Here is a 23981-nt window from a genome sequence, read left to right on the forward strand (position 1 = left end):
AAAGTCGCTTGGAACGGGTTGCTACCGCTTCCGGATCCCCTTTCGGAGCACGCCTTCAATCGCCGTCAGCGCGTCGTCCAGCAGTGAGCTGTCCTGGCTGCTTTCCATCAGCTCCGGCTCGCTTTCCGCCGGCAGGTTCATGGCGGCCGACTCAATGGCGTCCAGGCTTTCGTCGACCAGTCCCGTGAGTTGCTCCCCATCCGGGACCACATCCGGGCAGATGGTGAAGTTCAGGGTAAGCTGCCCCTCGTAGCTGACGGCCACGACCACCAGACCCATGCTGTCGAACAACGGCGCCGCGTTGTACTGTCGAACCAGGCGCGCGCCCTGCAGGTAGAGCGGTTCCTGCGGGCCAGGCACGTTGGTAATCGGGACGTTGAACAGCGGCTGATACCGCTGAGCGAGCTGCAGTTCACTGTAGAGTCGTGCCGACAGGGCCAGCATGGTCGATGGCACCAGTTCGGTCAGGCGGTCGGCCGCGATCGCCTCCTGATACGGCTCGGACGCCACCGCGTTCCAGTGGATGCGCCGGATGCGTCGTGCCGGGTTGGGTTCGAGGGTGGCCAGATCAAGCAACATCGCGGACATCTGGTTCCCGGTCGGGCGGCGCAGGCTCCGGGAGCGCACCGAGACGGGGGTCATGGCAACCAGGGAGCGGCTCTGATCCATGCCGTGCTCGGCCATGTATCGGCGCAGGACCTCTGCGCTGAGTCCGAGGACCACATCGTTCAGTGTGACATCGCCCAGGGATGCCTTGATGCCCTTGAGCCGTGAGAGCGGGACGCTTTTGCCGAGAATGCGGCGATTGGCGGTGATCTGCCGGTTGAACGGGCTGTAGGGCGCGGAGAAAAACGGCAGGGAGATCGGCAGACGATGGAGTTGGCGCCGGATCATGCCCCGGGCCGTGGCTTCCATGGCGGATGCGGTGACAGAGGCAATCTGCAGAGGTTTGCGGGCGAGATTCGCGCCCACCTGCATCAGCGCGCGCCGGTCTGACGGTGCCGGCTGGGGATGCCACGGCTGCGGCGGCCGGATTGGGTGGGGCTCCGGCGTGTACTCCAGCAGTTTGCCCATGATTTCCTCGCCGCTGAAGGCATCAATGGCCGAGTGGTGAAGCCGAACGATCAGGGCAAAGTTGCCATTGTCGTCATCGTTGCCCAGGTTCAGGCCGTCGACGAACGTAATGTGCCAGAGCGGGCGATCCCGTTTGAGCGGTTCCTGGAGAATGCGTGAGGCCAGGGCCATCAGGCTGTCGCAGTCGTTCCGGCGGCCCATGGAGACGTAGGCAAGGTGGCGCTCGATGCTGAAATCGGGATCATCGATCCAGTGCGGATGGCCGAGGTGGAACGGAATGTCGCGGAGCCGCTGACGAAAGAAAGGCACGACGTGCAGGCGACTCTCCAGATAGTGAATGAAGGTGCCGTAGGAAAGGGGCTCATCCCGCCCGGAGCCATCGAACAGATAGATACCGCCGATGTGCATCGGAGCCGTGTCCGACTCCAGATAGAGGAACGAGGCGTCCAGTTCCGATAGCTGCCGCATGAAAAACTCCGTGCCAGATTCCGAGGCGAAGTATTGTGCGCTTGCCGGGCGGGAACGTCGAGTGTCATAAGGGGCTTTTCGGCCGCACCGACGGTCAGCCCGGCCGGATTCAGTCCTTTGTTGCCGGAATCAGCCAGCGGTCGAACAGCCGCGGGTCCGACAGCTTATCCCAGAACCACATCAGCGCTTTGCCCTGGTCGTCCTGATGCCGCGCCAGGGTCAGATCCACGGGCTTACGGTCCGCGTCCACCTCGATGGGAACCAGGTCGCCACTGGCCAGGTGATCCCGGATGCGCGGCTCGGGGAGCCACCCAATGCCCAGCCCGGCCATTTGAGCCTCTATCTTCTGCTCCATATTGGCGACCGTGAGCGTGATCTGCCGGGAAAAGATGCCAGCCGAAGCGGGCGTCAGATGTCGTGAGCTGTCCGCGGCGACAATCGCCGGGTAGTCGGCGATCTCGTCTTCGCTGACCGGACCGGATGCGCTTGCGAGCGGGTGGCTCGGTGCCACCGCGTAGATGAAGGGCACCACCCCCAGCGGGCGGGTGACGAACGGACCGGCCGGTCGGGACAGTGTATCGGCGCCGAACAGCAGATCGGCGCGTCGGCATTGCAGCGCATCCCAGGCGCCGCCGAACACTTCTTCCGTGAGCTGGATCTCCACCGGCAGCCCAAGAGAATAGAAATCGCTCACGGCCGGGAAGACCGCGTTGAAAGGCAGCAGTGTGTTCACGGCGATGCGCAGTCGCGTCTCCCAGCCCTGCGCCACCTGGCGGGTCGCGTGGGCGAGTGCGTCGGTCGCTTGCAGCAGCGTGCGCCCCTCGTTCAGCAGGTACTGGCCGGCTGGCGTGAGTCGGGCGCGGTGTCCGGAGCGGTCGAAGATCGACAGGTCCAGATCGTCCTCCAGCTTCTGGACGGTGTAACTGATGGCGGAGGGCACCCGGAAAAGCTCGTCAGCGGCGCCGGCAAAGCTGCCTCGCCGGTCGATGGCGTCCAGAACCCGAAGGGCGTCGATGGTGATGGCGTTATGCATGTTCAGCGAATCTGAAGGTGTCGGCCAGAATTGATCGATTGAGCCTGCGATCAGGCTGCGACGACAATATAGGCATTCACACCAGTAAAAGCGAGGGCCGTATGGGACTTCTGATCGATGGGCAATGGCATGACCAGTGGTACGACACCAGCAAGACCGGAGGCCGGTTTCAGCGTGAAGCGGCAGGCTTCCGTCACTGGGTGACGGCGGATGGTTCGGCCGGGCCGACGGGTGAGGGCGGCTTTCCGGCGGAGTCCGGGCGCTATCACCTCTACGTCTCCATGGCGTGCCCTTGGGCGCATCGCACGCTGGTGTTCCGCGCACTGAAAGGGCTGAAGAGCCACATTTCGGTGTCGGTGGTGCACCCGTACATGCTGGAAAACGGTTGGGAGTTCCGTCCCGGCAGCACTCAGCATGCGGACACGGTGAATGGCAAACGCTTTATGCACCAGATCTACACGGCCGTTGATCCGACCTACACCGGCCGGGTCACCGTGCCGGTGCTGTGGGACAAGACGCGCGAAACGATTGTGAGTAACGAGTCGGCGGATATTATCCGGATGTTCAACACCGCCTTTGATCACCTGCCCGGAGTGCGTGACGGGCTGGACTTCTACCCGGAAGCGCTGCGCGACGACATCGAGGCGGTCAATGACCGCGTCTATCACACGGTCAATAATGGCGTGTACAAAGCCGGCTTCGCCACCGCGCAGGCGGCGTATGAGGAGGCCTGGGAGGCGTTGTTCGGCTCCCTGGACTGGCTGGACCAGCGACTGGCCAGACAGCGCTATTTGGTTGGTAATCGCATCACCGAGGCAGACTGGCGCCTGTTCACCACGCTGATCCGCTTCGATGCCGTGTATTACAGCCACTTCAAGTGCAACCGGCAGCGGATCAGTGACTTCGAGAATCTGTCAGCGTACGTCCGGGATCTGTACCAAGTGCCCGGCATCGCGGAGACGGTCGACATTGATCAGATCAAGCGGCATTACTACGTCAGTCAGCGCACGGTCAATCCGACCCAGATCGTCCCGGTCGGCCCGAGGCTGAATCTTGACGCCCTGCACGGCCGTCGGTTCCTGGGGCCGGACGCGCTGGATTCCGGCATGGGGCACGATGGGTAGGCCGCGCCGCGGCGAACCTTGAGGCCGATTCAGGAGGCGCGGGAGACGGCCAGTTCCGTCAACGCCGCCATGGCATCCCGATGGCTGGACGGGGGGAGGGCGTTCAGGGCCTCGTTGGCGGCGGCCGCTTCCTTGCGTGCCCGGTCCAGCGTGTAATCCAGGGCGCCTGAGTCTTCGACCAGTGTCAGGATTGGCTCCAGCTGGTCGAGGCCGCCCTTTCGGATGGCGTTGCGAATCAGTGAGGCATCTTCCGGGGCGGATCGCGCCATGGCCTGGATCAGAGGCAGGGTGGTCTTACCCTCGGCAAGGTCGTCACCGACGTTCTTGCCCATGGTGTCTGCATCGCCACGGTAATCGAGCACGTCATCGACCAGCTGGAAAGCCATCCCGAGGTGTTTTCCGTAAGCCTGCATGGCCTTCGCCTGTTCGGCCGAGGCGTCCGCGAGCAGGGCGCCACTATGGGAGGCCGCTTCGAACAGCATGGCGGTCTTGTTATGGATGACCGTCATGTACTGCGATTCGGTCAGGTCCGGGTTGCGGGTGTTCATCAGCTGCAGCACCTCGCCCTCGGCGATCACCGCCGTGGCGTTGGAAAGCACGTCCATCACGGACATGCGGTCCAGTTCCACCATCATCTGAAAGGCGCGGGAATAGAGAAAATCCCCGACCAGTACGCTGGGCGCATTGCCCCACCGCGCGTTGGCCGTTTCGCGGCCCCGGCGCCGGTCCGAGGTGTCCACGACGTCATCGTGGAGCAGCGTGGCGGTGTGCAGGAACTCGATCACGGCGGCGAGCTTGAGGTGGTCGGAACGCTCGTAACCCAGGGCGCGACTGGTGAGCAGCACAAGGAGGGGGCGCAGTCGTTTGCCGCCGCTCTCGACGATGTGCTCGGCAATCTTCTCCACCAGCGGCACATCCGACGACAGTCGCCGGGTAATCAGCTCGTTGACGCGGTGAAAGTCGTCGGCGACCGTGTCGTAGATTCGCTGGGCTGTCATGGAAGAAGATCCGGAAAGAGAGAAACGCGGCAATGCTAGGTATTGGCCGAAACGCTGTCAACTTGGTCGACACCCGATGTTGCGAGGCCTTTGGCGTTGGCGTACAATTGCGCGCCCTGAACCGGCGGTTTCTATGGACCGCGATGGGCATTATGAACTCATCCCAGTACCTGCGCTCCCTGCTATAGGGTCGCCAGAGCGCTTCCCTTAGAACCAGGCGGATTGAAAAGAGCAGGGATGGGTCACACGCGGATTGCCGCTGCGGGCGGCAGTCTTTGAATAGCGGAGAGCAACATGTACGCAGTGATTGTCAGTGGTGGCAAGCAGCATCGCGTCGAAGAAGGCGAGACGCTGAAGCTGGAAAAGATTGAAGCCGAAACCGGTGGTAAGGTCGAGTTCGACCGCGTCCTGCTGGTTGCGGATGGTGACAAGGTGACGGTCGGTGAACCGGTCGTGGACGGTGCGAAGGTGACGGCCGAGGTGGTTCGTCACGGTCGCGCCGACAAGATCAAGATCATCAAGTTCCGTCGTCGTAAGCATTCATTGAAGCGTCAGGGCCACCGCCAGTGGTTCACTGAAGTCAAGATCACAGGCATCAAGGGCTGAAGCCCGCAGGCCTGTCATTAGAGGAGGCGAATCATGGCTCATAAAAAGGCAGCAGGTAGTACCAAGAACGGGCGCGATTCCGAGTCGAAACGCCTTGGTGTGAAGCGCTTTGGTGGTCAGGCGGTATCGGCTGGCAGCATTATCGTTCGTCAGCGGGGCACCCGCTTCCACGCCGGCTCCAACGTTGGCCTGGGTAACGACCACACGCTGTTCGCCAAGACCGACGGCGTTGTGAAGTTCGAGACCAAAGGCGCCAAGAGTCGTAAGTTTGTGAGTATCGAGCCGGCCCAGTAATCCCGACGGGCCAGCAGCGATCTCTGGAAAAGCCCCGCTGTCCGCGGGGCTTTTTTGTTGGTGGTCCCGGCATCGTCGGCTCTCACGTTTTGTCCGATGTTCGTTTACATTGGAGTCGCATTAACACGATACCGCTCCAGCGGGGATGGGCGCACACCATGAAGTTTGTTGATGAAGCAACAGTCCGGGTGGTCGCCGGCAACGGTGGCCATGGTTGCCTGAGTTTCCGGCGAGAGAAGTTCGTGCCCAAAGGCGGTCCGGACGGTGGCGATGGCGGTGATGGCGGGTCTGTCTGGCTGGAGGCCGACAGCGCGCTCAACACCCTGATCGACTACCGTTATCAGCGCAAGTACAAGGCCGATTCGGGCGAGGGCGGTTCCGGTCGCAACTGCTCCGGGCGCAAGGGCGACGATCTTACGTTGACGGTCCCTGTCGGCACGACTGTTGTGGATGTGGACACCGGTGAGGTGCTGGGCGATCTGACAGAGCCGGGGCAGCGCCTGAAGGTCGCGCAGGGAGGCTTCCATGGCCTCGGCAACACCCGCTACAAGTCCTCCGTCAATCAGGCGCCCCGTCAGACGACCAATGGTACCCCCGGTGAGATTCGTAACCTGCGGTTCGAGCTGAAAGTGCTGGCGGACGTTGGTTTGCTGGGGCTGCCCAATGCCGGCAAGTCCACGCTGATCCGCTCGGTGTCGGCGGCCAAACCCCGCGTGGCGGACTACCCGTTTACCACCCTGGTTCCCAATCTTGGTGTCGTGCGGGTTCAGGCGGATCAGTCCTTCGTGATGGCGGATGTGCCGGGCCTGATCGAGGGCGCGGCAGAGGGCTCTGGTCTGGGCATTCGCTTTCTCAAGCACCTGGTGCGGACCCGGCTTCTGCTGCACGTGGTCGATGTGGCGCCCTACGATGGCAGTACCCCGGCGGAGAGTGCCCAGGTCATCGAAGACGAGCTGGATAAGTTCAGCCCGACGCTGGCCGAGCGAGAGCGCTGGCTGGTGCTCAACAAGACCGACATGATCCCGCCCGATGAGCAGCAGGAAGTCTGTGAGGAGCTGGTCGAGGCACTGGACTGGCAAGGGCCGGTGTTCCGGATTTCCGCCATCAGTGGAGAGGGCACCCGCGAGCTCTGTCAGGCGATCATGCGGTGGCTGGAAGCCCGGAACGAAGAAGAGGCCGTTGATCCGGCCATTGCCGAACGCGAGCGCCTGCTCCGTGAACAGATGGACGAGGAAGCCCGGGAGCAGATCGAGGCCGTTAAGGCGGAGCGTCGTGCCCGTAACGCGGAGGATCGGGGCGATGATGACGACGATCATGGTGTGGAAGTGGTTTATGTTCGAGAGTGATCGCATGGGGCGCGTGTCCGTATGACTGAGCGCAACCGGATCGGGAGCGCCCGGCGCCTTGTCGTCAAGATTGGCAGCGCCCTGCTGACCAATGATGGCCGCGGACTGGATGTCTCGGCCTTGAGCGGTTGGGTCGACCAGTTGGCGGCGCTCAGCCGTCAGGGTGTGGAGCTCGTTATTGTCTCCTCCGGCGCCGTGGCCGTTGGGATGAGCCGGCTTGGATGGAAGGTGCGGCCGGAGCAGCTGCACGACTTGCAGGCCGCCGCCGCCGTCGGTCAGATGGGGCTGGTGCAGACCTGGGAGGCGCAATTCCAGTGTCACGACCGGCACACGGCGCAGGTATTGCTCACCCACGACGACCTCTCGGACCGCAAGCGGTACCTCAATGCCCGCAGCACGCTTCGTGCGCTGCTGGACGTTGGCGTGATCCCGATCGTCAACGAGAACGACACGGTCGTGACCGACGAAATCCGCTTTGGTGATAACGATACGCTGGGCGCGCTCGTCGCCAACCTGGTTGAAGCGGATGGGCTGATCATTCTCACCGATCAGTCCGGGCTCTATGAGCAGGATCCGCGTCAGAACCCGGAGGCCCGGCTGGTGACCGAGTGCCGGGCGTCGGATTCATCCCTGGACGCTATGGCGTCCGGCGGCTCTGGCGTGTTGGGTCGTGGCGGGATGCAGACCAAGGTGCGCGCAGCACGACTGGCATCGCGGTCGGGTGCATTCACGGTGATTGTAGGCGGTCGTCTTGATGGCGTGATTACCCGGTTGCGGGACGGTGAGATTCTGGGGACGCTGCTGTTGCCGGAGCAGGAGCGCCTGGCCGCGCGTAAGCAGTGGTTGGCCAGCCACCTGAAAACCAAAGGGCGGCTTGTTCTCGATGAAGGGGCGGTGCGTGTTGTTCGCCAGGGTGGCCGGAGCCTGTTGCCCGTGGGCGTATCGGGGGTTCAGGGGCAATTCCGGCGCGGTGAAATGGTGACCTGTGTTGGGCCGGACGGCACAGAGGTGGCCCGTGGACTGGTCAACTATGATGCCGTCGAAGCGCGGGAGATTCGCGGCTGTTCATCAGACCGGATTGCGGATGTGCTCGGGTACGTCTCGGATGAAGAGATGATTCACCGGGATAATCTGGTGGTCGTCTGAAGGGCGGCTGGTTAGGTGCAGTCGTCGATTGGGCTTTTTCGTCAGCCCAAGCGACGGATGAGGCATAAAAAAACCGGCCAACTGGCCGGTTTTTTTTGGATCGCATCAGTGGCGATGATCAGGCGTTGAGCGCCTTGATCCGCGTCGTCAGACGGCTCTTGATGCGGGCCACCTTGTTCTTCTTGAAGATGCCCTTGTTGACCATGCTGTCCAGAATCGGCTGGGCCTGCTGGTAAGCCGTGCGGGCTTCTTCGTAATTGCGGGCGTCAATCTGGCTCTGGACCTTCTTGACGTAGGTGCGCGCCATGGAGCGCAGGCCCGCGTTGTGCTTGCGGTTCTGCTCGTTCTGGCGTGCGCGCTTACGCGCCTGGGGAGAGTTTGCCACCGTGTCACTCCTGAAATTCGTTGCCAAAAATGGATAACGGAAAACGCTATGCGGTCGGGGTGCCGTCGACCGGCCCCTGAGCAGAGCGTCCGGCTCCCTGATAAATGACGCGCAATGGTGCCGTTTTAAGGCGTCTGTGTCAAGGCTGAGCGGTGGTCGGGGCAGCCATTCCCGGGCTCTGTGGTAGACTTGGGCGCTTTTCCGGCATTCACTGCGACAACCGGCTTGATCATGACCCGATCCGACCCTGACACGCCCGATTCCGGGACCGATAAGACGCCGAAGGTGCCGGGTCTGCTCCGGTCGTCGGGTGTTGTCAGCGCCATGACCATGCTGTCCCGGATACTCGGGCTGGTCCGGGACATGGTCATCGCCCGCTATTTTGGGGCGGGGACCGGGGCCGACGCCTTTTTCGTGGCATTCAAGATTCCCAACTTCCTGCGCCGGTTGTTTGGGGAGGGCGGCTTTTTTCAGGCCTTTGTTCCGGTTCTGTCTGAATATCGGGAGAAGGACTCTCTGTCCGAGGTGCGGGGGCTGGTCAACGCCGTGGCCGGGACGCTGGGCGTCGTACTGCTGGGCGTCACACTGATCGCCATGGTGGGGTCGCCGGCCCTGACGGCCCTGTTTGCGCCGGGCTTCATGGATGAGCCGGAAAAGTTCGCCCTGGCCAGCGACATGCTGCGGATCACCTTTCCGTATCTTCTGTTTATTTCCCTGACGGCCTTCGCCGGTGCGATTCTCAACAGCTACGACCGGTTTGCCGTACCGGCCTTTACGCCAGTCCTGTTGAATCTCTCCATGATCGGGGCGGCCATTTTCCTGTCGCCGCTCATGCAGTCGCCTGTCATGGCGCTGGCGTGGGGGGTGGTGATTGCCGGCGCATTGCAGTTGTTCTTCCAGTTGCCGTTCCTGATGCGGCTGGGCCTGTTGCCGCGCCCGAAAGTGGATTACCGGCACGAGGGCGTTCGTCGCATCCTGCGCCTGATGGTGCCGACCCTGTTTGCGGTGTCGGTGAGCCAGATCAACCTGTTGCTGGATACGGTGCTGGCGTCATTCCTGGAGACAGGCAGTGTCTCCTGGCTCTACTACTCGGACCGGTTGTCCGAGTTGCCGTTGGGCGTCTTCGGGGTGGGCATCGGTATCGTGATTCTACCCAACCTGTCGCGTAAACATGCCGCGGATGACCCCCGCGCATTCGCCGCCACGATGGACTGGGCGGTGCGGATGATCTTTCTCGTCGGGCTGCCCGCGGCTGTCGCGCTGTCGATTCTGGCCGAGCCGGTGATTGCCACGCTGTTCCACTATGGCGCGGTGACCGATCGGGATGTGTTGATGTCCGCGCAGAGTCTGCGGGCCTATGCCGCCGGGCTGGTGGCCTTCATGCTGATCAAGGTGCTGGCGCCGGGGTTCTTCTCTCGCCAGGACACGAAAACACCGATGAAAATTGCGATGATCGCGATGGCGTCCAACATGGTGTTCAACCTCATCCTCGTGTTCCCGCTGGCCCACGCCGGCCTGGCGCTGGCCACAGCGCTCTCGGCCTGGCTCAATACCGCACTGCTGTGGCGGGGGCTTCGCCGCGAGGGCGCCTGGCAGGCGCAGCCGGGGTGGGTGCGATTCGCCCTTCAGGTGACAGCGGCCAACGGCGTCATGGCCGGGTTGATCGTCTGGCTGGCCGGCCCGGTGTCCGGTTGGCTAGAGGCGACCGGGATTCAGAAAGCGCAGGAAATGGTGGTGCTTGTCGGCGTCGGGGTCGTGGCCTATTTCGCGGTGCTGTTGCTGACGGGCGTGCGGGTGCGGCATTTCCGGATTCAGTGATGGGGCGGTTTGCCACGGAAAAACACGGAAAGCACGGAAGCCGCCCGTTGGGCGGCATGAAGAGCATCTGCTCTATTGGTTCGGCTCACTGGTCTGGAAGACGTTCGCCCCGCCTCGTTCGTCAGTCGTCACCAATAACAGGCAGGACACAACGCGCTCACTACTTTCAGTTTGTCGTTCTTCTTTTTTCCGTGCTTTTCGTGTTTTTCCGTGGCAACCAACTGCTCTGGCTGGACTTCCGCCGAGGGGGCTAAGGTATAATGCGCGGTTTGCAGGAGGACAGTGTTTCCATGCGGTTGATCCGTGGTCTGACCAACCTGAAGGCGTTGTCGCAGCGGCCTGATTCGCCGCTGGCGGCGGGGTGCGTCGCCACGATCGGCAACTTCGACGGGGTGCACCGGGGGCACCAGACCATCATCCGTCAGGTGAGGGATAAGGCCTCGGAGTTGGGGCTTCCCAGCGTCGTCATGGTGTTTGAGCCGCAACCGCGTGAATACTTTCAGGGGGCCGAGGCCCCACCGCGCCTCATGCCGTTCCGCCAGAAAGCGGAGGCGCTCGCTCGGGAAGGCGTCGACTACATTCTGTGCCTGCGGTTTGACGGTCAGTTCCGTCAGTACTCCGGCATGGGCTTTATCGAGGACATCCTGATTGACGGTCTCGGTGTTCGCCATCTGGTGGTGGGGGACGACTTCCGCTTTGGCTGTGATCGGGCGGGCGATTTCCGGCTTTTGAAACAGGTCGGTGAAAAAGTCGGCTATTCCGTGGAGAATACCGAGACGGTGCTGGACGGTGAGGAGCGCGTCAGCAGCACCCGTGTTCGCGCCTGCCTGGCCGAAAATCAGCTTGAGCAGGCCGAGCGGCTGCTGGGCCATCGATACGCCATTGAAGGGCGGGTGGTTTACGGTCGTCAGCTGGGTCGCCAACTGGACGCCCCGACCGTCAATCTCCTGCTGCCGCACCGGCCGCCCCTGCGCGGTGTCTATGTGGTCGGTGTGACGCTGGTGGACGGTCGGGTCCGATACGGGGCGGCCAACATTGGGGTGCGTCCGACCGTGGACGGCAAGCGGCCCTCGCTGGAGGTGCACCTGTTTGATTTTGACGAGACGGTGTACGGCCAGCGCCTGAAAGTTGAGTTCCTGCATCCACTTCGGGACGAAGTGGCATTCGATTCCCTCGATGCGCTCAAGGCACAGATTGGCCGTGATTTCGAGGCGGCCCGGGCCTGGCTGGCGGATTCGGTCTGATCCGGCCGACTATTTCTGACTGCGTGACGGTAAACAGACGACATTATGAGTGACTACAAGCACACCCTGAATCTGCCGAAAACCGGTTTCCCCATGCGGGGCAATCTCGCCAAGCGTGAGCCTGAGCGGCTCCGTCAATGGCAGGAGATGGATCTGTACGGCCAGCTGCGCCGTGCCCGGGCCGGGCGTGAGCGCTTCATTCTGCACGATGGCCCTCCATACGCGAACGGCAGCATTCACATTGGTCACGCCGTCAACAAGATCCTCAAGGACATGATCGTCAAGTCCCGGGGCTTCCAGGGCTATGACGCGCCTTATGTGCCCGGCTGGGACTGTCACGGCCTGCCGATCGAGCACAAGGTGGAACAGGACATCGGCAAGGCCGGCGACAAGGTAGACGACAAGACCTTTCGCCAGGCCTGCCGGGATTACGCGGCGAAGCAGATCGACGGGCAGCGCGAAGACTTCAAACGCCTGGGCGTTCTGGGGAACTGGGATCATCCCTACCTGACAATGGACAGCCAGGTGGAGGCCGATATCGTCCGGGCGCTGGGCCGGATCGTGGACAACGGTCATCTGGTCCGCGGTTACCGCCCGGTGTACTGGAGCGTTGTGGGCCAGTCCGCGCTGGCGGAAGCGGAAGTGGAGTACCACGAGAAGACGTCCACCCAGATCGACGTCCGGTTTACCGCCGTGGATCAGGAGGCCGTCCTCAAGGCGTTTGGCACTCAGGACGGGGAAGGCGATGTGTCGGTTGTCATCTGGACGACCACCGCCTGGACCATCCCGGCCAACCAGGCCGTTGCGGTCAGCGCGGAGCTCGAGTACGCGCTGGTGCAGCTGGATGCGGGCAATGGCCCGGAGCAGCTGATTCTGGCCCGTGAGCTGGTCGAGGAAGTGACCGAGCGCTGGGGCGTCAGTGACTACCGGATTCTCGCCAATGTCCGGGGCGATGCGCTGGAAAAGCTGGCCCTGCACCATCCGATTTACGACAAGCAGGTGCCGGTTGTTCTGGGAGAGCACGTCTCGCTGGACGCGGGCACCGGTGCGGTTCACACGGCGCCCGATCATGGCATGGAGGACTTTGAAGTCGGCCAGGCCTATGGCATCGACACCCTGAACCTGGTGCAGGCGAACGGCACGTACACCGATGATGCCGGCGAGTTTGCGGGCATCCACGTCTACAAGGCCGACGACCCGGTCTGCGAGGCGCTGACGCGTGAAGGCAAGCTGGTGTTCAGCGAGACGTTTCAGCACAGCTACCCGCACTGCTGGCGCACCAAGACGCCGCTGATTTACCGGGCAACTCCGCAGTGGTTCATCAGCATGGACGCGAAGGGGCTCAAGAAGGGCGCCATGGACGCCATCCCGGGCGTCCGCTGGGTGCCCTCCTGGGGGCAGAACCGCATTGAGGCGATGATCGAACAGTCCCCCGACTGGTGCATCTCACGGCAGCGGACCTGGGGCGTGCCGATCACTCTGTTCATCCATAAGCAGACCCAGGCCCTGCACCCGGACACCAACGATCTGATCGAGAAGGTCGCCCAACACATCGAGGAAGGCGGCATCGACGCCTGGTATGAACTCGATACAGCGGACCTGCTGGGTGATGACGCCGACCAGTACGAGAAGGTGACCGATACGCTGGACGTCTGGTTCGACTCGGGCGTCACCCACGCCTCCGTGCTCCAGAAGCGCGACGATCTCGGCTGTTTCCCGGCCGACCTGTATCTGGAGGGCTCGGACCAGCACCGGGGCTGGTTCCAGTCGTCCCTCAAGACATCCATCGCGATCAATGGCACGGCGCCATACCGTCAGGTACTGACCCACGGCTTCACGGTGGACGCCCATGGCCGCAAGATGTCGAAGTCACTGGGCAATGTGATTGCGCCGCAGGAAGTCATGAACGAGCTGGGCGCGGACATCCTGCGCCTCTGGGTGGCGTCCACCGACTACAGCGGTGAGATGACGGTCTCCAAGGACATCCTCAAGCAGACGGCGGACGGCTATCGCCGCATCCGGAATACCGCCCGGTTCCTGCTTAGCAACCTGAACGGTTTCGAGCCGGCTGACCACGCGATCGCCCCGGAGGACATGCTGGCGCTGGATCGCTGGATGGTGGACCGGACGCGTGAACTGCAGGCAGACCTCGACCGGGAGTACGACAACTACGCCTTCATCCGCGTCTTCCAGAAGGTCTACAGCTTCTGCGAAGCCACGCTGGGTGGCTTCTATCTGGACATCATCAAGGACCGCCAGTACACGTCCCAGCCGGACAGCCTGGCCCGGCGCTCCTGCCAGACCGCCCTCTATCATGTGGCCGAGGCGCTGGTGCGCTGGATTGCGCCGATCCTCAGTTATACCGCCGATGAAATCTGGGAGCACCTGCCGGGCGAGCGGGACGCAAGCGTCTTCCTCGCCACCTGGTATGACGGCCTGACGGCACTGAGCGATGACGCGACCATGGGGCGCGCCTTCTGGGAGCAGATGCTGGAGGTCCGCGAGGCGGTCAACAAGTGCCTGGAAGACGCCCGGAACCGTGGCGATATCAAGGGCTCGCTGAGTGCCGAAGTCACACTGTATGCCGATGGCGAGCTGCGTGAGCGCCTGGAGCAGTTGGGTGACGAGCTGCGTTTCGTGCTGATTACTTCCGAGGCCCAGGTGGCGCCGTTGTCCGAGGCCGGGGGGGCAGCCGAATCGACCGCTGTCGAGGGCCTGTCCGTGGCTGTTGGCGCGACTGACAATGAGAAGTGCGATCGCTGCTGGCACCACCGTCCGGACGTTGGTCAAAGCAGTGAACATCCGGCGCTGTGCGGGCGTTGCATCACCAACGTCGATGGTGAGGGTGAGCAGAGGGCGTACGCCTGATGACCTGGTCACTGGAAGAGGGCGCCTCCCGGCTGCGCTGGCTTTGGCTTGCCTGCCTGGTGATCCTGCTGGATCTGGGGACCAAGGCGATGGCGTCGGCCTGGCTGACCTATGGGGAGCCGGTGGCGATCATGCCGATGTTCAACCTGACGCTGCTCCATAATACCGGCGCTGCGTTCAGTTTTCTTGCGGGCGCCGCCGGCTGGCAGCGCTGGTTCTTCGTCGGGCTTGCGGTCGTGGTCTGTGCCGTGCTGGTGCGCTGGCTGGCCACCCTCAAGCCCCATGAAAACTGGCTGTCCATCGCCATCGTACTGATTCTCGGTGGGGCGATCGGCAACGTCTATGACCGGGTGGTGCATGGCTATGTGGTCGACTTCCTGCACTTTTACTGGAACGACTACCATTTCCCCGCGTTCAATATTGCCGACAGCGCCATTACTGTGGGAGCGGGGATGATGCTCATCGACCTGTTCCGTAAACCGTCCGACGAGGAGGCTGATCGCCCATGAGCGAGCGCCCCGTGGGCCCGGAAACCCGGGTCACCCTGCATTTCGCCCTGAAACTGGAAGACGGCAGCGAGGTGGACTCCACCTTTGACAAGGAACCGGCGTCGCTCAACGTCGGCGACGGCAATCTGCCCGAGAACTTCGAGCAGTACATCCACGGCATGACCGCCGGGCAGCGCGAGACTTTCGAAGTGCCGCCCGAGAATGCGTTCGGTCAGCACAACCCCAGCAACGTCCAGACATTCAAACGATCAGAGTTCGGACCGGACATGGTGCTGGAGCCGGGTGTGATGATCTCCTTCGCCGACAAAATGCAAGGCGAACTGCCGGGCGTGGTGGATCACGTGGAAGGCGATCAGGTGACGGTGGATTTCAATCACCCCCTGGCGGGGCGTACACTGACGTTCGAGGTGGAAATCGTGCGGGTCGAACCGGCCCACACGACGCATTGACTGATCCCAAGGCTGATGACCATGCAGATCCGACTCGCCAATCCCCGTGGCTTCTGTGCCGGCGTTGACCGCGCCATCGAAATCGTCAACCGGGCGCTCGACGTGTTTGGAGCGCCGATATACGTGCGCCACGAAGTGGTTCACAACAAGTTCGTGGTGGATAACCTGCGCGAGCGTGGTGCGGTTTTCGTCGATGAACTGGACGAAGTGCCGGACGATCATCTGGTGATCTTCAGTGCCCATGGCGTGTCCCAGGCCGTGAAGAACGAGGCCGACCGTCGTGGCCTGCGGGTGTTCGATGCCACCTGCCCGCTGGTGACCAAGGTACACATGGAGGTCATGCGCTACAGCCGGGACGGCCACGAGTGCATTCTGATCGGCCATGAGGGCCATCCCGAAGTGGAAGGCACCATGGGTCAGTACGACCGCAGCCGGGATGGGGACATCTACCTCGTGGAAGACGAAGCGGACGTCGACAACCTGACTGTGAAGGACCCCAGCCGAGTCGCCTATGTGACCCAGACCACCCTGTCCATGGACGACACCTCCCGGGTGATCGACGCCCTGCGCCGAAAGTTCCCGGAGATCCAGGGGCCGCGCAAGGACGACATCTGCTACGCCACCCAGAATCGCCAGGACGCGGTGAAGGAGCTGGCCGGCGATTGTGATCGGCTGCTGGTGGTGGGCTCCCCCAACAGCTCCAACTCCAACCGCCTCAGAGAACTGGCCGAACGCATGGGCACTCCCGCCCACCTGATCGATCAGGCCGAACAGATCGAAGCCGCCTGGTTCGACGATTGCCAGGTCGTTGGCATCACCGCCGGCGCCTCCGCCCCGGAGGTGCTGGTTAATGACGTGGTGAAACGTCTACAGGAACTTGGCGGAACGGCCCCCGAGGAACTGGAAGGCCGCGAGGAGAACATTGTCTTCTCCATGCCGCGTGAGCTGCGGATTGATGCAGTGGATGTGAGCTGAACCCCCCGTCTGAAACTGGCTGGCCGCTTCTGGCCGTCCTTTCCACTGACGCGCTCAGTTCTTCGTTATCACGCTCTCCCTGCACGTGACCTCCGTCACGCCATTTAACGTCGTTTGACCGGTCATCCGCCAGTCGGCACCGCTTGTCGTCTGATGGTGGAGATGGCGATTGGCGTTGATTACTCTGAGACTGGATTCATGGGGTTAAGTCATTATGAAGTTGCAGAATCAGAACAACGCCGGTTTCACGTTGGTCGAACTGCTGGTGACGTTGATCATCCTGGGCATTGTTATTGCCTTCGCCGTCCCGTCGTTCCAGACCATGGCGACCAGCAACCGGATGACCAACCAGGTGAACACCCTGTCCGGATTGATTGCCAATGCGCGAAGCGCCGCATCAACCGCTCCTGGTTCCACGGTGACCATCTGTTCCTCGTCCGATGGGGCTTCCTGTAGTGGCAGTAGCAACTGGGAGGACGGCTGGATCGTCTTTCGGGATGAAGACGGTGACGGATCCGTCGACGCGGGCGATGGAGACGAAGTCCTGCGGGTTCACGCCGATCTGGCTGGGGGAAACACCCTGCGAGTCACTGGTTTCGATGGTTCCGGGCAGCGCATCCAGTTTGAGGGCAATGGTATGCCGTCGGCGTCCGCGGGGAGCGCTGGGGCGGGCACCTTGACGGTGTGTGATGACGGCGGTGTCAGCGATGCGGGAGCGATTGTCGTCGCCGTCTCCGGCCAGACCCGTCTCGTGAGGAATGGTCTGGATCATGATGGCAACGCCATCACTTGCCCGTGAGTGGAATAATTGGAGAGCGTCTCGTCATGAACAATGTTAAGACACGACCGGGTTCCCAGAGTGGCATCACGTTCATCGAAGTGCTGGTGACGATGGTGATTGTCGGTGTCGGCCTGCTTGGCGTGGCGGCCATGACGCTTGATGGTCTGAACAACAATCGCAGTGCTTATTTGAGAACCCAGGCCAGTCTATTGGCGTACGACATGGCCGACCGGATTCGTCTCAACTCTGGCCAGGCCAGCTCCTACGCAGGGTTTACCACCAAAGGGGCGGGAACCAGCGTGCCGTCGTGCCTCAGCAATAATTCGGGTTGCTCGCCGAGCAAGTTGGTGGCGGCGGATAAAGCGCAATGGGCGAGCGCAATACAGGGCAGTGGGGGCGACTTCATCTTTCTCCCTGCCGCTCAGGGCGCTGTGACCCAGAACGGTGACGAGTTCACGGTTGCCGTCAACTGGGTCGAGACACAGTGGGACGAGGGGGCTGGGGAGGAGACGGACCAGACCCAGACCTTCCAGCTGACATTCAATCTATAGGTCATCGGCATGAGCGCATATCGCATGAGTTGGCATCAGGATCGACACCCCCGCCGCGAGGAGGGGCTGTCCATGATTGAGTTAATGGTGGCGTTGGTGCTCAGCTCGATCCTTACGCTCGGAGTGCTGACTATTTATCTGGATTCAAATGACACCTCGCGCATGAGCGAGTCGCTGGCCCGGGTGCAGGAAGCTGGCCGTATCGCGCTTGGCATTATGGCCCGCGATATTCGGATGTCGGGCTTTCAGGGGTGCTCTGATCCAATGCAGGACATTGCTCCGAACTTCACGGCCTCATCACTCGATGGCGATTTCTTTGGCGCCGGTCTGCGTGGTGTCGAGGTGGGGGGCAGCAACTGGGAGTCGGCGACGGGTCATATCGACGTGAATAACATCAAGACGTCGGCCATTTCCGGAACCGATGTGGTTCAGGTTCGGCGTGCGTCGGCGCCGGTCGCGGTGCTTGATTCTGACATGGCGACGGCCGGCAGTGTGATCCAGACCGTTGATGAGAACGGTGCCAAGGATTTCACCCTGGGTGAGGCGGCGCTGATCACTAACTGCGTCAACGCCGATGTTTTCACCGTCGAGAACGAGGACGGTGAGACCGAGCAGATCAAGCACAGCTCGCTGTCCAACGTCTATCCGGCGGGATCCCGGGTCTTTCATTTCTCGACGGACACCTACTGGGTTCAGGATACCGGTCGTCAGGACGATCAGGGGAACGCGGTGTTCGGCCTCTATCAGAACGGCAGTGAAATCGTGGCCGGGGTTGAGCGGCTCCAGGTGCAGTACGGTGTTCGGGAGGGTGACAACATCCGGTACGGCGGTGCAGCGGATGTTAATGACGACGAGTGGAATGATGTGGAGGCGATCCGGGTCGGCCTACTGGTTAGCGATGCCCAGAGCGTCATGGCCAACTCGGATGCCAAGGACTACGATCTGCCCGGCCTTACAGTGCAGCCGGCCGGCACGGCTGGTGCGGCAGCGACCTACCCGGATGACAGACGGCTCCGGCGGGTCTTTGTCACCACGATCAAACTGCGCAATCAGATACCGACGACATAGGTGGTTGCATGAATAACCTTACTTTCCGGAACGATGGAGTCAGGCTGGGGGACCGCCAGAACGGTGCGGTGCTGGTCGTCAGTCTGATTGTTCTGCTGGTCGTGACCCTGCTCGGTCTCAGCGGCATGGAAACGTCCGTGATGCAGGAGCGGATGGCGTCGAACGCACAAAACAGCAATCGCGCGTTCCAGTCGACAGAGAGTCTGCTGGATCAGGCCATGCGCGATGAGGATATTGTCGGTGGTTCTTCTGCGGAACTGAGTAACGCCATCAAGCGCGGTGTTGGTGAGCCTGGCGATTCCACGGCATTCAGCACGTCGTACGAGTCGCTCAGTGCCGCGTATGTGCTGACCTACATGGGAGAAAACACGCCATTTGTGGCGCAAGGGCAGGAGTCGTCCATCAACTCCGATCTGCCCACGAGGCGTTTTGAAATGCGTATGTCTGCAGAGAATACAACGACGCAGGCGGGCGCGACGGTGACACAGGGGTTCGTTCCGAACTAGGACGGGATTTTGGGGGAGACTGTGATGGATAATTTCATGAAGAAGACGGTATTGGCTGTACTGGCGTTCGTCGGTATGGGCTTTGTGTTGGCGGCGGGTGTGCACGCCCAGGAAGCTGCGTCTCTGGATGGAGCTGGGCTGAAGCGAGTTCAGCAAGCGCTGGAAAGCTCCTCCATCGAGGTTGTGAGGAATGGGGCCGGTCAGCCTGTCAGTATCATTGCAAAACCGTGCAATACATGTGACCCCGTGCGCTTTCTGGTGTCGGATTCTCTGTCCTTCCATCAAGGGGGAGAGCGCCTGAACATCGAGGAAGCCGCTCAGCAGAGTGGCTGGCCGGGCACGGTCATCCATAAAACTGATTCCGAGATGGCTGAAAAAGTCATCTTCTTCGCCAGGTAACGAGGAGGGCGAGTGATGCGCTATCAACGAATGATCAGGAATTTGGGGATCGGCCTCCTAAGTGGTTTTATGGGTGCTCAGGCGGCTGCAGATGACACCGAGATCTTTTTCAACATCGATCAGAATGAAAGCCGGCCCAACATCCTTTTCCTGCTGGACAACTCGGGCAGCATGGATTCTGAGGTTGAGGTCGAGGCCACTGGCTATGACAGTAGCCAGGATTATGATGGCGATTACGACGACGACTACATCTACTACGCCGATGGTGGCTATCTCTACACGATCCGCAAAACCGTGATTCAGTGCTCTGATATAGCGGGCAAGCTGAGTAGCGTCGGTAAAACAGCGCCCTACCGAATGGCCTATTACTACGATAATGAGTGGAACTCGTTCTCGTACCAGAATGTCAATTACTCAACAACGGACTGTCAGGCGGACAATGACCAGAATGTCGATTGGGGCGATATGAAGCCCCAGGAGTACTATTCTGCCAACTACCTGAACTGGTACTTCTATAATCAGGAAACGCAAACCAAGACCCGCTTGGAGATTGTCCAAGAGGTGGCGAACAATCTCGCTGACGGCCTATCAAACGTCAATATCGGCCTGATGGCATTTGATACAAATGCCAACACCCAGTATCACGTGAACATCGATCAGTATATGGGGGAAGGGGGACGAATCCTCGTGCCCATCGCAGATGTCGAAGAGAACCGGCAGACGTTCAAAGATGGTGTTAACGCCCTCGGGCCGGATACCAATACGCCCCTTTCTGAGACGTTGTTTGGCGCTAAGCGCTACTTTGAGGGCAAATCGCCCTTCCTCAGTAACGCTGATGACCAGGCGTCTGACGCAATGGATGGCAATCAGTACGACAGCCCGATCAATCTAGAGTGTCAATCGAATCATGTGATCGTACTGACAGATGGTGAGCCGACTAAGGATTACAACCATACCGATGACATGGCGACAGAGCTGGGTATCGACAGTTGTGATGGTAATTGTCTGGATGAAATTGCCGATTACATGCAGAACTCGGATATCTCCGAGGATCACGACGGTAATCAGCGCGTAACGACGCACACTGTCGGGTTTCTGACCGATCAGGACTTGTTGTCCAGTACCGCGGAAAAGGGCGGCGGTGACTACTACCTTGCTGATAACGCAGATAATCTTACGGCAGCATTTAACACCATCATTAAGGAAGTGCTCTCAACGAACAGCACATTTTCTTCACCGGGTGTGAGTGTTAACAACTTCAACCAGCTTGAACACCTGGATGCGCTGTATTTCGCTTTGTTCGAGCCGACGACGCGCTCGCGGTGGCCCGGTAATCTGAAACGATATCGCTTGAAAAGTGATGGCACGATCGTCGATCAGAATGATAATGATGCGATAGACGATTCGACCGGCTTTTTCAAAGAAGGGGCACGAAGCTTCTGGAGTTCCATCGATGATGGCGCTCAGGCTTCGGTTGGCGGCGTGGCCGGACAACTCCCGGACGACAATGCGCAGCGCAAGGTCTACACGCACTACAGCGGCTCCACGAGCAAGGTGCTGTCAGATTCCGTCAACGCGGTGACCACGGCGAACTCGAACAACCTAACCAAGGCGATGTTTGGGGACGCCAATATGAGTGATGCGGATCACAACAAGCTCATCAAGTGGACGCGTGGGGTCGACGTGAATGATGTCGACCAGGATGGCAACCATAGCGATTCTCGGCATTACATCGCAGACCCTTTGCACTCAAGACCGAACCTCCAGGTTTATGGCGGCACGGAGGCAGACCCCGACACAACGGTGTTCTTTGGGGATAACCAGGGCTACTTGCATGCGATTGACGGCGAGACCGGCGTCCCTCACTTCTCTTTCATTCCTGAGGCGATGCTTGCGAACCAGCCCACGCTTTTGGCGAACGACGTCACCGACGCGATGCGCCCTTATGGGATGGACGGATCGGTCACGAGCTGGTTCGCAGATAAAGATGGGAATAATGCTGTCAACGGCGAAGATCATGTCTACATCTATTCGGGCATGCGGCGAGGCGGGCGGAATTATTACGGCCTAGACGTGACTGATCGCTCCGCACCAGAGCTACTCTGGACAATCGAGGGTGGGGAAGGTGACTTCTCCGAACTGGGCCAATCTTGGTCCCAGCCCGTCAAGAAGAAAGTTCGGATTGGGGACGCCGTCAAAGACGTACTGATTATTAGTGGTGGCTATGACCCGGACCAGGACGATGTGAATACGCGCACGGAGGACGACCAGGGACGTGCGATCTACATAGTAGACGCGTCGACCGGTGACCGCCTCTGGTGGGCTGGCCCGGAAGGCAGCGGCGCCGACTTGGTGCTTGACGATATGGATTACAGTATTCCCGCGACGCCCGCCGTCATTGACGTTAACGGTGATGACCTGGCGGATCAGATTTACGTAGGGGACATGGGGGGGCAAGTCTGGCGTGTCGATTTTGCTCACGGCAAGTCGGCAGCCAACTTTGCCACTGCCGGGGTGATTGCTGACCTTGCTGGCGATTCAGTTGCGACAAATCGCCGCTTTTACCACACGCCGGATCTGTCGGGAACGTTGAAAGATGGTAAGCGTCAGCTCAATCTCGTGATTGGGTCTGGCTTTCAAGCTCATCCGCTTGATACGGGGGTCGAGGACCGTCTCTACAAGCTCGATGTGTCGAGTATCGTGGCTCCCACCGACGACGATGGAAACATTGAGTATACGACTCTGACTGAAGACGATCTCTATGACACAACGGACAATCTGATCCAGCAAGGATCGGATGCTCAGAAAGAGACGGCTGAGGCGAACCTTGCTGACGGTGATGGGTGGTACATTCGGTTCACTCGTTCCGGGGAGAAGGTGCTTTCGAGTAGCGCCACCCTGCGCGGAGATGTCTACATCACCACCTATGAGCCGTCGGACAACCTCGATCCCTGTGTCCCGGCCGCCGGCCAGGCCCGTCTGTACCATGTAAAGCTCCGGGACGGGCGTGCCGTGGTGAACTACGATGGTGTCGGTGGTGATGAGGCGCTGACGAAACCGGACCGTGAGAAAACACTGAAGACAACCGGTCTGCCGCCGTCTCCGAAATCGATCACGATTGAAGGCGAAGAGATTATTGTGACCGGTTCTGAAACGACCAAGGCACCGCCGCCCAAGTCGCTGGTCCGTAAGATCTACTGGTACGAGGAGTAATAGGCAATATGATGATTCGAGGCCGGAACAACGGGTTCACCCTCATTGAACTGCTGATCGTGGTGGCGATCATCGGCATTATTGCGGCGATCGCTTACCCCAGCTACGTGGAGTACGTTGAGGATGCCCGGCGCTCTGACGCGCAGGCGGCCCTGATGGGGCTCGCCAGCGCGATGGAGCGTCACCGGACCTCGAACAATACCTATGAGGGCGCCGGTTCGCCGGATACGGGCGCTCCCTCCATCTACGCCGATGAGGCACCGGTGGACGGCAGTCCGAAATTCTACGATCTGACCATCAATGCGGTTGACGCAACCACCTATACGCTTCGCGCGACGCCGAAAAATGCGCAGGCGGGTGATGGCGTGCTTGAATTGGAGCATACCGGCGCACGCTGGTGGGATGAGAACGGTAATGGCTCTGTGGATGCCGGCGAAGAGAACTGGGACAAGTGACTAGCAACCGATCTTCAGACCCCACGGCAGCGTGATGCTGTCATCCCGGTTTCTGTCTAGGGTGCGGCGTAGCCGCCCGCCCTGGTTCAGGGCCAGGTAAGTCATCAGCCCTGTCTTTTCACGGTTCGGACATACGACGATGCTGCCTGACAGTCCGTGTGTCATCCCCGTCATTCCAAATCTGAAGTACCCTTTCCCGCCTGTTCTGGAGCGGACTCTGAATGCTTCAGGAGGTGCCTCCAGCTCTCGCCATACGACATTGTTGTCGGGTTGCCTGTCTTTGTTCGCATCGGGAAACACAGCGACGGGCTTTTCCCAGTCATCGTGACAGGTGTTGGTGGTGTCGAGGGGGCATAGCGTGACCACGTCCCGTGTGGTGGCCGCTTTCGCCCGGGCAAACTGGAACGCACTGAAATAACCGGCAATCAGAGTCTGGTGCCGATTTGCCTGCACGAACTGAGTCCCTGCTGATATTGCAGCTGAACTCACAATGACGAGTATCGTGAGGGCTGTGATGAGTTCGATGAGGCTGAAACCTGAAGGCGATGTCGGGGTATTCAAAGCAGTTCCTCCCTGAATCTGAAGACAATGAAAGCAGAGAGGGTAAGTGCAGGAGGCTGTCACATCTGTAAGAGAACGATGGCAGACGTGTCAGTTATCGCTGTTTCGGG

23 protein-coding genes are annotated in these 23981 nt (G+C 60.8%); 18 read left to right on the forward strand and 5 right to left on the reverse strand.

All coding sequences use genetic code 11. From position 1 onward, the window contains the following. Positions 1-21 precede the first annotated feature (21 nt). Both C8D92_RS13880 and C8D92_RS13885 read right to left on the reverse strand, forming a co-directional pair. Positions 22-1542: a WS/DGAT/MGAT family O-acyltransferase gene (locus C8D92_RS13880; protein WP_116919701.1), complete on the reverse strand. Its 1521-nt coding sequence runs from the start codon at positions 1540-1542 to the stop codon at positions 22-24. A 109-nt stretch (positions 1543-1651) separates the two neighbouring features. Continuing rightward, entirely contained in the window at positions 1652-2575 is a 924-nt protein-coding gene (locus tag C8D92_RS13885; RefSeq protein WP_116919702.1) for a LysR family transcriptional regulator, read from the reverse strand. 101 nt (positions 2576-2676) lie between these two features. Between C8D92_RS13885 and C8D92_RS13890 the strand changes: the two genes are divergently transcribed. Continuing rightward, positions 2677-3699, forward strand: coding sequence for a glutathione S-transferase family protein (locus tag C8D92_RS13890; protein WP_116919703.1), 1023 nt, complete (start codon positions 2677-2679; stop codon positions 3697-3699). A gap of 29 nt (positions 3700-3728) precedes the next feature. On the opposite strand, the gene C8D92_RS13895 is transcribed toward C8D92_RS13890, so the two are convergent. Beyond that, a complete protein-coding gene (locus C8D92_RS13895; protein ID WP_116919704.1) occupies positions 3729-4697 on the reverse strand; it encodes a polyprenyl synthetase family protein in 969 nt (322 codons plus the stop codon). 294 nt (positions 4698-4991) lie between these two features. Between C8D92_RS13895 and rplU the strand changes: the two genes are divergently transcribed. From rplU to proB, 4 genes are all read left to right on the forward strand, one after another. Next, the gene (gene rplU, locus C8D92_RS13900) at positions 4992-5303 is read left to right on the forward strand and encodes a 50S ribosomal protein L21 (protein ID WP_116919705.1); all 312 of its coding nucleotides are present in this window, start codon (positions 4992-4994) and stop codon (positions 5301-5303) included. Between the two features lie 33 nt (positions 5304-5336). Continuing rightward, on the forward strand, positions 5337-5597 hold the full coding sequence (rpmA, locus tag C8D92_RS13905; protein WP_095611755.1) for a 50S ribosomal protein L27: 261 nt from the start codon (positions 5337-5339) through the stop codon (positions 5595-5597). Between the two features lie 158 nt (positions 5598-5755). Further along, positions 5756-6943, forward strand: coding sequence for an Obg family GTPase CgtA (cgtA, locus tag C8D92_RS13910; protein WP_116919706.1), 1188 nt, complete (start codon positions 5756-5758; stop codon positions 6941-6943). Positions 6944-6964: 21 nt separating this feature from the next. After that, positions 6965-8089, forward strand: a complete 1125-nt coding sequence (gene proB, locus C8D92_RS13915; protein WP_116919707.1) for a glutamate 5-kinase — start codon at positions 6965-6967, stop codon at positions 8087-8089. Positions 8090-8207: 118 nt separating this feature from the next. Here the strand turns inward: proB and rpsT are convergent, their stop codons facing one another. Further along, a complete protein-coding gene (rpsT, locus tag C8D92_RS13920; protein WP_095611758.1) occupies positions 8208-8474 on the reverse strand; it encodes a 30S ribosomal protein S20 in 267 nt (88 codons plus the stop codon). Positions 8475-8705: 231 nt separating this feature from the next. Here rpsT and murJ point away from each other — a divergent pair, with 231 nt between their 5' ends. From murJ to C8D92_RS13985, 13 genes are all read left to right on the forward strand, one after another. Then, the gene (gene murJ / locus C8D92_RS13925) at positions 8706-10292 is read left to right on the forward strand and encodes a murein biosynthesis integral membrane protein MurJ (protein WP_116919708.1); all 1587 of its coding nucleotides are present in this window, start codon (positions 8706-8708) and stop codon (positions 10290-10292) included. Positions 10293-10582: 290 nt separating this feature from the next. Continuing rightward, the gene (ribF, locus tag C8D92_RS13930) at positions 10583-11536 is read left to right on the forward strand and encodes a bifunctional riboflavin kinase/FAD synthetase (protein WP_116919709.1); all 954 of its coding nucleotides are present in this window, start codon (positions 10583-10585) and stop codon (positions 11534-11536) included. A gap of 45 nt (positions 11537-11581) precedes the next feature. Then, positions 11582-14404: an isoleucine--tRNA ligase gene (gene ileS / locus C8D92_RS13935; RefSeq protein ID WP_116919710.1), complete on the forward strand. Its 2823-nt coding sequence runs from the start codon at positions 11582-11584 to the stop codon at positions 14402-14404. Then, the gene (gene lspA / locus C8D92_RS13940) at positions 14404-14913 is read left to right on the forward strand and encodes a signal peptidase II (protein ID WP_116919711.1); all 510 of its coding nucleotides are present in this window, start codon (positions 14404-14406) and stop codon (positions 14911-14913) included. The genes ileS and lspA overlap by 1 nt, the downstream gene beginning before the upstream one ends. Further along, positions 14910-15362, forward strand: a complete 453-nt coding sequence (fkpB, locus tag C8D92_RS13945; protein WP_116919712.1) for an FKBP-type peptidyl-prolyl cis-trans isomerase — start codon at positions 14910-14912, stop codon at positions 15360-15362. The genes lspA and fkpB overlap by 4 nt, the downstream gene beginning before the upstream one ends. Before the next feature lie 21 nt (positions 15363-15383). Next, the gene (gene ispH / locus C8D92_RS13950; RefSeq protein ID WP_116919731.1) at positions 15384-16337 is read left to right on the forward strand and encodes a 4-hydroxy-3-methylbut-2-enyl diphosphate reductase; all 954 of its coding nucleotides are present in this window, start codon (positions 15384-15386) and stop codon (positions 16335-16337) included. A gap of 214 nt (positions 16338-16551) precedes the next feature. Then, positions 16552-17136: a GspH/FimT family pseudopilin gene (locus C8D92_RS13955; RefSeq protein ID WP_095611763.1), complete on the forward strand. Its 585-nt coding sequence runs from the start codon at positions 16552-16554 to the stop codon at positions 17134-17136. A 26-nt stretch (positions 17137-17162) separates the two neighbouring features. Next, positions 17163-17669 (forward strand): type IV pilus modification protein PilV, encoded by a 507-nt coding sequence (gene pilV, locus C8D92_RS13960; protein ID WP_095611764.1) that lies wholly within the window; start codon positions 17163-17165, stop codon positions 17667-17669. Positions 17670-17678: 9 nt separating this feature from the next. Beyond that, the gene (locus tag C8D92_RS15950; RefSeq protein WP_095611765.1) at positions 17679-18737 is read left to right on the forward strand and encodes a PilW family protein; all 1059 of its coding nucleotides are present in this window, start codon (positions 17679-17681) and stop codon (positions 18735-18737) included. An 8-nt stretch (positions 18738-18745) separates the two neighbouring features. After that, positions 18746-19243, forward strand: coding sequence for a pilus assembly PilX family protein (locus C8D92_RS13970; protein WP_095611766.1), 498 nt, complete (start codon positions 18746-18748; stop codon positions 19241-19243). 24 nt (positions 19244-19267) lie between these two features. Further along, a complete protein-coding gene (locus C8D92_RS13975; protein WP_116919713.1) occupies positions 19268-19642 on the forward strand; it encodes a hypothetical protein in 375 nt (124 codons plus the stop codon). A gap of 15 nt (positions 19643-19657) precedes the next feature. After that, the gene (locus C8D92_RS13980; RefSeq protein WP_116919714.1) at positions 19658-22855 is read left to right on the forward strand and encodes a pilus assembly protein; all 3198 of its coding nucleotides are present in this window, start codon (positions 19658-19660) and stop codon (positions 22853-22855) included. An 8-nt stretch (positions 22856-22863) separates the two neighbouring features. Next, positions 22864-23310: a type IV pilin protein gene (locus C8D92_RS13985; RefSeq protein WP_322852825.1), complete on the forward strand. Its 447-nt coding sequence runs from the start codon at positions 22864-22866 to the stop codon at positions 23308-23310. Here the strand turns inward: C8D92_RS13985 and C8D92_RS13990 are convergent, their stop codons facing one another. Continuing rightward, positions 23311-23871: a GspH/FimT family pseudopilin gene (locus C8D92_RS13990; protein ID WP_165819284.1), complete on the reverse strand. Its 561-nt coding sequence runs from the start codon at positions 23869-23871 to the stop codon at positions 23311-23313. Positions 23872-23981 lie beyond the last annotated feature (110 nt).

The sequence above is a fragment of the Tamilnaduibacter salinus genome (assembly GCF_003096655.1).
GTDB lineage: Bacteria > Pseudomonadota > Gammaproteobacteria > Pseudomonadales > Oleiphilaceae > Tamilnaduibacter > Tamilnaduibacter salinus.